The organism is Mycobacterium sp. 1165196.3 (assembly GCF_001673415.1).
GTDB classification, from domain to species: Bacteria; Actinomycetota; Actinomycetes; order Mycobacteriales; family Mycobacteriaceae; genus Mycobacterium; species Mycobacterium europaeum_A.
Genome location: NZ_LZLU01000158.1, coordinates 22,338 through 31,112, shown reverse-complemented (window position 1 = coordinate 31,112; position 8,775 = coordinate 22,338). Strand labels below are relative to the sequence as shown.

Here is an 8,775-nt window from a genome sequence, read left to right as displayed (position 1 = left end):
AGCGACACGCCCTGCCAAGAGAACGGCAGCACGGTGTCGTCGTTCCCGGCGGCGAGGCCGAGCGCGTGCAGCGCGGCATCCAACAGCACCGGATGTATTCCGAAGCCGCCGTCGGGGGCGGCGGCATCGTCGGGCACGGCGACCTCGGCGAAGATCTCGTCGCCGCGCTGCCACATCGCTCGCAGGCCCTTGAAGGCGCCGCCGTAGTCGTAGCCGCGCCGCGCCAGCCGCTCATAGGCGTCGGTGACGTCCACCGCGGTCGCCCCGGCGGGCGGCCAGCTCGAGAGGTCCGCGGCCGGTGTCACGGCGCCCGGCCGCAGCAACCCCTCGGCATGCAGCACCCACTCCGAATCCGGCTGCGCGTCAATCGAATACCCTGCCAGCCGCCGCCGGCCCGACTCGTCGGGGGCGCCGACCACCAGCTGCACCCGCACGCCCCCGGCCGCGGGCAGCAGCAAGGGCGCCGAGATGGTCAGCTCGTCGAGCACCCCGCAACCGACCTCGTCGCCCGCGCGGATGGCCAACTCGACGAACCCCGCACCCGGGAACAACACCGTGTCGCCGACCGCGTGATCGGCCAGCCACGGGTGGGCCGCCGTGGACAACCGGCCGGTCAGCACCACGCCGCCGGAATCGGGCCGCGGCACCACCGCGCCCAGCAGGGCGTGCTCGGCCGCGGCCAGGCCCAGGGTGGCGACGTCCTGCGACCCGGTCGACCCGCCAGGAAGCCAAAAATGTTGCCGGACAAAGCCATACGTCGGGAGGTCGACGCGGCGGCCATCGAGACCGGACAGCGCGGCCCCCCAGTCCACCGCCACGCCGGCGACGTGGGCCGCGGCGGCCGAGAGCCAGAAGCGGTCCAGGCCGCCGTCATCGCGGCCCAGCGACGGGATGACGCACCCCCGCTCGCCGTCGGGCATCGTCTCTTCGATGGCGGCCATCAGCACCGGATGCGGACTGGATTCGATGAACGCCTGATAGCCCGCATCGCACGCGCTGCGCACCGCCTTCTCGAATTGCACGGTGCTGCGGATGTTTTGGAACCAGTAGTCGGCGTTCAGCCCCGCGGTGTCCAGCGGTTCGCCGGTGACCGTGGAGAAGAAGGTGACGGCGGACGGCCGCGGCGCCAGCCCGTCCAGCGCAGCGGCGAGGGGGTCCCGAATCGCCTCCACCTGCGCCGAGTGGGACGCGTAGTCGACGTCGATCTTGCGGGCCCGGATGTCGTCGGCCTCGCACCGTTGCATCAGCTCCGCCAGGGCGTCCACCTCGCCCGAGACCACCACCGCCGCAACGCCGTTGACGGTGGCGATGTTGAGCCGGTCACCCCAGGCGGCGATGAGCTGCTCGGCGCGCGGCAGGCTGCAGGCCAGCGAGACCATGCCGCCCCGGCCCGACAACCGCACCAGCAAGCGGCTGCGCAGCGCGACCACCCGGGCGGCGTCTTCCAGCGACAGGGCGCCCGCCACGTAGGCCGCCGCGATCTCGCCCTGCGAATGGCCGATCACCGCGTCGGGTGTGACGCCCACCGAGCGCCACAGTTCGGCCAGCGACACCATCACCGCCCACAGCGCCGGCTGCACCACGTCCACGCGGTCCAACCCGGGTGCGCCCGGCACCCCGCGGATGACGTCGATCAGCGACCAGTCGACGTGCTCGGCGAGCGCCTTGTCGCACAGCTGCAGGTGTTCGGCGAATGTCGGTGAACTGTCCAGCAATTGGGCACCCATGCCGGCCCATTGCGAGCCCTGGCCGGGAAACACGAACACCGTCTTGCTCATCGGCTGGGCCCGGCCCACCACCAGGCCCGCGCCCTGCTCGCCGGCCGCCAGGGCCGCCAACCCGCGCAGCAACTGCGCGCCGTCGGCGCCCACGACCACCGCGCGGTGCTCGAAGCGCGACCGCGTCGCGATCAGCGACCAGCCCACGTCCAGCACCCGCACCCGGGGATCGGCCTTCACGCGGGCCAGCAGCCGCGCGGCCTGATTCGCCAGCGCCTCACCCGAACGGGCCGAAAGCACCCACGGGACGATGACGTCATCGCCTGGGGGCGCGGCGTTTTCGAGCTCCGCGGCGTACTGCTCGACGATGACGTGCGCGTTGGTGCCGCTGATGCCGAAGGACGAGACGCCCGCGCGCCGCGGCCGGTCCACGGCCGGCCAGGGCCGCCGTTCGGTCAGCAGCGACACCGCCCCGGCCGTCCAATCCACGTGCGGCGTCGGCTCATCCACGTGCAGCGTCTTGGGCATCACCCCGTGGCGGATCGCCTGCACCATCTTGATCACCCCGCCGGCCCCCGCCGCGGCCGAGGTGTGACCCATGTTCGATTTGATCGAGCCCAGCCACAGCGGCCGATCGGCCGGCCGGTCCTGGCCGTAGGTGGCCAGAACCGCCTGGGCCTCAATAGGATCGCCGAGCGTGGTGCCCGTCCCGTGGCCCTCGACCAGATCGACGTCGGCGGTGTCCAGCCGCGCGTTGGCCAGCGCCGCCCGGATCACCCGTTGCTGCGATGGCCCGTTGGGTGTCGCCAGGCCGTTGGACGCGCCGTCCTGATTGACCGCCGATCCGCGGACCACGGCCAGCACCGGATGCCCGTGCCGGCGGGCGTCGGCCAGCCGTTCCAGCACCAGCACCCCGACGCCTTCGGAGAACCCGGTGCCGTCGGCGGCGCCCGCGTACGCCTTGCACCGGCCGTCGGCGGCCAGCGCGCGCTGGCGGCTGAACTCGATGAACATCGCCGGGGTGGCCATCACCGTCACGCCGCCGGCCAACGCCAGATCGCACTCGCCGGAACGCAACGACTGCGCCGCCAGGTGCAAAGCCACCAACGACGACGAACACGCCGTGTCCACCGAGACGGCCGGGCCCTCGAACCCCAGCGAATAGGCCACGCGGCCCGAGGCCACGCTCAGCGTCGAGCCGCGCAGGCCGTATCGCTCCAGGTGGCCCGGCACCCGTCCCTGGCCCCCGTAGGAGCCGTGGAATATCCCGGCGAACACGCCGGTCGCCGAGCCGCGCAGGGTGGCCGGGTCAATTCCGGCCCGCTCCAACGCCTCCCAGGACACCTCGAGCAGCAAGCGCTGTTGCGGGTCCATCGCCAGCGCCTCGCTGGGCGCGATGCCGAAGAACGCGGCATCGAAATCGCCGACGTCCGAGAGGAATCCGCCGCACCGGGCGTACGACTTGCCGACGGCGTCGGGGTCGTCGTCGAACAGGCCCGTCAGGTTCCAGCCGCGGTCGGCGGGGAACTCCGAGACCACGTCGCGGCCCTCGACGACCATCTGCCACAAAGCCTCGGGCGAATTCACTCCGCCCGGATACCGGCAGCCCATGCCCACCACCGCCACCGGTTCGGTTGCCGCGCCCAGGTATTGGCGGTTTTCGCGCTTGAGCCGCTCGTTTTCCTTCAGCGACTGGCGAAGGGCCCGGACGAGCTCTTCGGTGTTGCCGTTCATGGCAGGCGGCCTCTCGTGTCACTCATGGCGATACTTCCTGCCGTCGCACCGCAAAAACGCGGACGAGGATCAGTGCCAACGCAATAGCACCAGCTCGGAACAGAATCCAGGCCCCATCGCCAGCATCAACCCGGGGCTGTCGCTCGGCGGCGGCTTGGCCATGGTGTCGCGCAGCACGTGCAGCACCGACGCCGACGACAGGTTGCCGATCTCGCCGAGCGAGCGCCAGGTCAGTTCGAGGGCCTCGGGCGGCAGGTCGAGCGCGGCGTTGATCGCCTCGATCACCTTGGGGCCGCCGGGGTGGCTGACGAACGCGCCGATGTCGGCGGTGGTCAACCCGTGTGCTCCGAGGAACCCGGTGACGTCGTCTTCGAGGTATTGCTCCACGACGGCGGCGACGTCCTTGGACAGCACCAGTTCGAAGCCGGTGGTTCGCACGTCGAAGCCCATGGTGCGCAGGGAATCGGGATACAGGTGGCTGCGCGAGTCGAGGATGCTGGGCCCGCTGGCGGCCAACCGTTCGGCACGACGCTCGCCGACGGCCACCACCGCCGCGGCCCCGTCGGCGAACAGCGCGCTGCCGACCATGCCGGCCAGCGACGGCGTGTATCCGGGATAGGTCAGCGAGCAGAGCTCGACCGAGATCAGGGCGGCGACGGCGTCGGGCGCGCCGCGCAGGTAGTCGTGCACGCGGGCCACCCCCGCGGCGCCGGCCACGCAGCCCAGCCCGAACAGCGGCACCCGTCGCACGTCGTCGCGCAGGCCGAGCTTCGCGGCGATCCGGGCGTCCACGGAGGGCACCGCCAGGCCGGTGACCGTCGTGGTGATGAGCACGTCGACGTCCTCGGGCCGCAGCCCCGCCTCGTCGAGCGCCCCGGACAGCGCCTCGCAGCCCAGCTTCACGGCGTGTTCGGTGAAGATCCGGTTGGCCAGGCCGAAGTCGGTCAGCGCGGGGTACTGCTCGAGCGGCAGCACCAGATGACGGCTGCCGACTTTGGCGCTGGCGTGTAGCTGCCGGACGATGTCCTCGTAGCCTTCGAACTCCGGGATGCTGACGAAGAAATCGGTGAGCTCGCGCTGGGAGTATCGGTGCGGCGGTAACGCACCGAAGACGCCGGCGACGACGCTCATTTTTCTCCCACCCCTTGGTGACGAGGACCCGGCCCGTGGCGTTCAACCGGATCGCTTTGAGCCCGAAGTCTAGTCTGCATGTCCCCGGCCGTCAGGGAAAACAAGCTCATCTCAGGCGCCGCCACCCAGCCGGCTTTTGAGCCGATCGGCGCTGGCCAGGACGGTTTCGATCTGCTCGGCGACCCGCGCCGGCGCGGTGCCGCCGCGCGCGTCACGCGAGGACACCGACCCCTCGATCGTCAAGACCTCCCGCACCCGCGGCGTGAGATCGGGGCTGATGGCGGCCAATTCGTCATCGGTCAGCTCGTCGAGTCCGACGGACCGCTGCTCGGCGGCGCGCACCGCGGCCCCGGCGGCCTCGTGCGCCGACCGGAACGGCACGCCCTGGCGCACCAGCCATTCGGCGATGTCGGTGGCCAGCGTGTAGCCGGCCGGAGCCAGGGCGGCCATCCGCTCGACGTCGAAGGTCAGGCTGGCCACCAGCCCGGCCATCGCCGGCAGTACCAGCTCCAGCTGGGCGACCGAGTCGAACACCGGCTCCTTGTCTTCCTGCAGGTCACGGTTGTACGCGAGCGGCTGGGCCTTCAGCGTGGCCAGCAGGCCGGTCAGGTTGCCGATCAGCCGGCCGGACTTGCCGCGCGCCAGCTCGGCGATGTCGGGGTTCTTCTTCTGCGGCATGATCGAGCTGCCGGTCGACCACGAATCGTGCAGCTTGACGTAGCCGAATTCCGTCGAGCTCCACAGGATGATGTCCTCGGCCAGCCGGGACAGGTCCACCCCGATCATGGCGAACACGAAGGCGGCCTCCGCGGCGAAATCCCGGGATGCGGTGGCGTCGATGGAGTTGTCGGCGGCGGCGGCGAAGCCCAGTTCCGCGGCGATCGCGTCGGGGTCCAGGCCCAGCGACGATCCGGCCAGCGCGCCCGAGCCGTACGGCGACACCCCGGCGCGCCGGTCGAAGTCGACGATCCGGTCGACGTCGCGCAGCAGCGGGTGGGCGTGGGCCAGCAGGTGGTGGGCCAGCAGCACCGGTTGGGCGGACTGCAGGTGGGTCTTGCCCGGCATGATGGCGCCGGGGTGGGCGGCGGCCTGGGCGGCCAGCGCGGCGACGACGTCGAGCGCCCCGGCGGTGACCCGGCGCACGGCGTCGCGCAGCCACATCCGGAACAGGGTGGCCACCTGGTCGTTGCGCGACCGGCCGGCCCGCAGCCGCCCGCCCAGGTCGGGCCCGACCCGGTCGATCAGTCCGCGTTCCAGCGCCCCGTGCACGTCCTCGTCGGTGACCAGCGGCGAGAAGCTGCCGTCGGCGACGTCGGAGGCGAGCTGGTCGAGGCCGGCCAGCAGTCCGTCGCGCTGCTCCTCGGTCAGCAGCCCGGCGCGAAACAGGATCACGGTGTGGGCCCGCGAGGCGACGATGTCGTAGGGGGCCAGCACCCAGTCGAAGTGGGTGGACTTGCTCAGCGCGGTCAGCGCATCCGACGGGCCGTCGGCGAACCGCCCGCCCCACAACGACCCTTCGCGAGTGCTCACGCGTCGGCCGGGCCCTGCAACGTCCGGTCCCGGCGCGAGGCGATCTTCGACGACAGCCCGTGCACGTAGACGAAACCCTTTGCGGCCGACTGGTCGAAGCTGTCGCCCTCGTCGTAGGTGGCCAGGTTGAAGTCGTACAGGGATTCGGCGCTGCGCCGGCCGTTGACCGCAATGTGGCCGCCGTGCAACACCATTCGCACTTCGCCCGTCACGTGTTCCTGGGTCTTGGCGACGAAGCTCTCCAGCGCCTCCTTCAGCGGTGAGTACCACAGCCCGTCGTAAACCAGCTCGGCCCAGCGCTGATCGGTGTGCCGCTTGAAGCGGCCCAACTCGCGTTCCAGCGTGACATGCTCGAGCTCGGTGTGGGCGGTGATGAGCACCATGGCGCCGGGCGCCTCGTAGATCTCACGGCTCTTGATGCCCACCAGCCGGTCCTCGACGACGTCGAGCCGGCCGACGCCCTGGGCGCCGGCGCGGGCGTTGAGTTCCTCGATGGCCTGCAGTACCGACACTTTCTTGCCGTCGATCGTCACCGGCACGCCGCGCTCGAATCCGACGATCACCTCGTCGGGCGTGCTCCAGTTCAGCGTGGGGTCTTCGGTGTAGGCGTAGACGTCCTTGGTGGGGGCGTTCCAAAGGTGTTCCAGGAAGCCGGTTTCCACCGCCCGGCCCCACACGTTCTGATCGATGGAGAACGGTGAGCGCTTGGTGACGTTGATGGGGATGGCGTTCTCCTCGGCGAACGCGATGGCCTTCTCGCGCGTCCAGGCGTAATCGCGGACCGGCGCCAGCACCTCGAGATCGGGTGCCAGCGACCCGAATCCGACCTCGAACCGGACCTGGTCGTTGCCCTTGCCGGTACAGCCATGCGCGACGATGCTGCCGCCGTGCTCGCGGGCGGCCGCCACCAGGTGCTTGACGATCAGCGGCCGGCTGATCGCCGACACCAGCGGGTAGCGATCCATGTAGAGGGCGTTGGACAGGATGGTGGGCAGGCAGTAGCCCTCGGCGAACTCGTCGCGGGCATCGACGACGACGGCTTCGACCGCGCCGCAGTCCAGGGCCCGCTGGCGAATGACCTCCATGTCCTCGCCGCCCTGGCCGAGGTCGATCGCCACCGCTACGACCTCACGGCCGGTCTCCTTGCCGATCCAGCTGATGGCCACCGAGGTGTCCAGACCGCCGGAATACGCCAGGATGACGCGTTCTGACATGAACCAATCTCCTTATACTTGAAGCGCTTACGTGAGTTTTTCCAAGGTGGTGGCCAGCTCGGCGCCGGTCATCGGCTCTCGGGCGGCCACGAAGACGGTGTCGTCGCCGGCGATGGTGCCGACGACGTACGGTAGCGCCGCGCGGTCGATCGCGCTGGCCAGATAGTTGGCGCCGCCCGGCGGCGTGCGCAGCACCGCGAGGTTGGCGCTGGCGTCGGCGGACACCAGCAGTTCGCCCAGCAGCCGGGACAGTCGCGCGGTGCCGCCGGACACGCCCCGCACCGGGCTGCCGTCCTCGGGGACGACGTAAACCCCGACGCCGCCGTCGGCGCCGCGCAGCTTGACTGCGCCCAGTTCCTCCAGGTCCCGCGACAGGGTGGCCTGGGTGACCTCGATGCCCTCGTCGGCCAGCCGGGCCGCCAGCTCGCTCTGGCTGCTGATCGACGCCGAGGACAGGATCGCCACGATGCGGTCCTGCCGGCCGGCCCGGGTGGTTTCGGGAGCGCTCTTCGAGCGGGTCATGACCGCCGCTCCACAAGCCAGGCCAGCAGCGCCTTTTGGGCGTGCAACCGGTTTTCGGCCTCGTCGAAGACCACGCTGGCCGCCCCGTCCATCACCTCGTCGGTGATCTCCTCCCCGCGGTGCGCCGGAAGGCAGTGCAGCACAATGGCTTCCGGGTCGGCCAGAGACAGCAGGTCGGCGTTGATCTGGTAGGGCCGAAACGGTGTGAGGCGGTCCAGCCCGTCGTCCTCCTGGCCCATCGACGTCCAGGTGTCGGTGACCAAAACGTCGGCACCGCGCGCGGCAGCGCCGGCGTCGGCGGTGAGCGTGACCGAGGCGCCGGTGTCCTCGGCGCGCCGGCGGGCCGCCGCCACGAACGCCGGGTCGGGGGTGAAGCCGTGCGGGGCGGCGATCGTGACGTGGATGCCGGCCGTGACCCCGCCGAGCATCAGCGAGTGCGCCATGTTGTTGGCACCGTCGCCGAGGTAGGTCATCTTCAGACCGCGCAGTGACCCCTTGCGCTCGGCGATGGTCTGCAGGTCGGCGAGCACCTGGCAGGGATGGAATTCGTCGGAGAGCGCGTTGATTACCGGCACGGTCGCGGTCGAGGCCATCGCCTCGAGGCGCTCCTGCCCGAACGTCCGCCAGACGATGGCATCGACGTAGCGCGACAGCACCCGCGCGGTGTCTTCCAGGGTTTCATCGCGCCCCAGCTGGGTGCTGCGGGCGTCGACGACGACGGCATGCCCGCCCAGTTGGGCGATGCCGACCTCGAACGAGAACCGGGTACGGGTGGAGTTCTTGTCGAACAGGACCGCGACCCCGCGGGGGCCCTCCAGCGGGCGGGCGCTAAACGGGTCCTTCTTCAGTTCGGCGGCCAGCGCCAGGACCTCGGCCTGCTCGGCGGGCGACAGGTCGTCGTCGCGCAGGAAGTGCCTAGTCACGTG

6 protein-coding genes are annotated in these 8,775 nt (G+C 70.8%); all 6 read right to left on the bottom strand.

The annotated features are described in order from the left end of the window. On the bottom strand, positions 1-3,452 hold a 3,452-nt coding region (locus A5659_RS17135; protein ID WP_156749251.1), incomplete at its 3' end, for a type I polyketide synthase. Between the two features lie 69 nt (positions 3,453-3,521). Continuing rightward, positions 3,522-4,583 carry a type III polyketide synthase gene (locus A5659_RS17130; protein WP_066870480.1) on the bottom strand — a complete coding sequence of 354 codons (1,062 nt, stop codon included), beginning with the start codon at positions 4,581-4,583 and terminating at the stop codon, positions 3,522-3,524. Between the two features lie 111 nt (positions 4,584-4,694). Beyond that, a complete protein-coding gene (gene argH / locus A5659_RS17125) occupies positions 4,695-6,113 on the bottom strand; it encodes an argininosuccinate lyase (RefSeq protein WP_067182810.1) in 1,419 nt (472 codons plus the stop codon). Next, positions 6,110-7,327 carry an argininosuccinate synthase gene (locus tag A5659_RS17120; RefSeq protein WP_066870474.1) on the bottom strand — a complete coding sequence of 406 codons (1,218 nt, stop codon included), beginning with the start codon at positions 7,325-7,327 and terminating at the stop codon, positions 6,110-6,112. Before A5659_RS17120 ends, argH begins: the two co-directional genes overlap by 4 nt. Before the next feature lie 27 nt (positions 7,328-7,354). After that, the gene (locus A5659_RS17115) at positions 7,355-7,849 is read right to left on the bottom strand and encodes an arginine repressor (protein WP_066870470.1); all 495 of its coding nucleotides are present in this window, start codon (positions 7,847-7,849) and stop codon (positions 7,355-7,357) included. Next, complete coding sequence (gene argF, locus A5659_RS17110) at positions 7,846-8,772, bottom strand: ornithine carbamoyltransferase (protein ID WP_067182822.1); 927 nt, start codon at positions 8,770-8,772, stop codon at positions 7,846-7,848. The genes A5659_RS17115 and argF overlap by 4 nt, the downstream gene beginning before the upstream one ends. Positions 8,773-8,775: the final 3 nt, after the last annotated feature.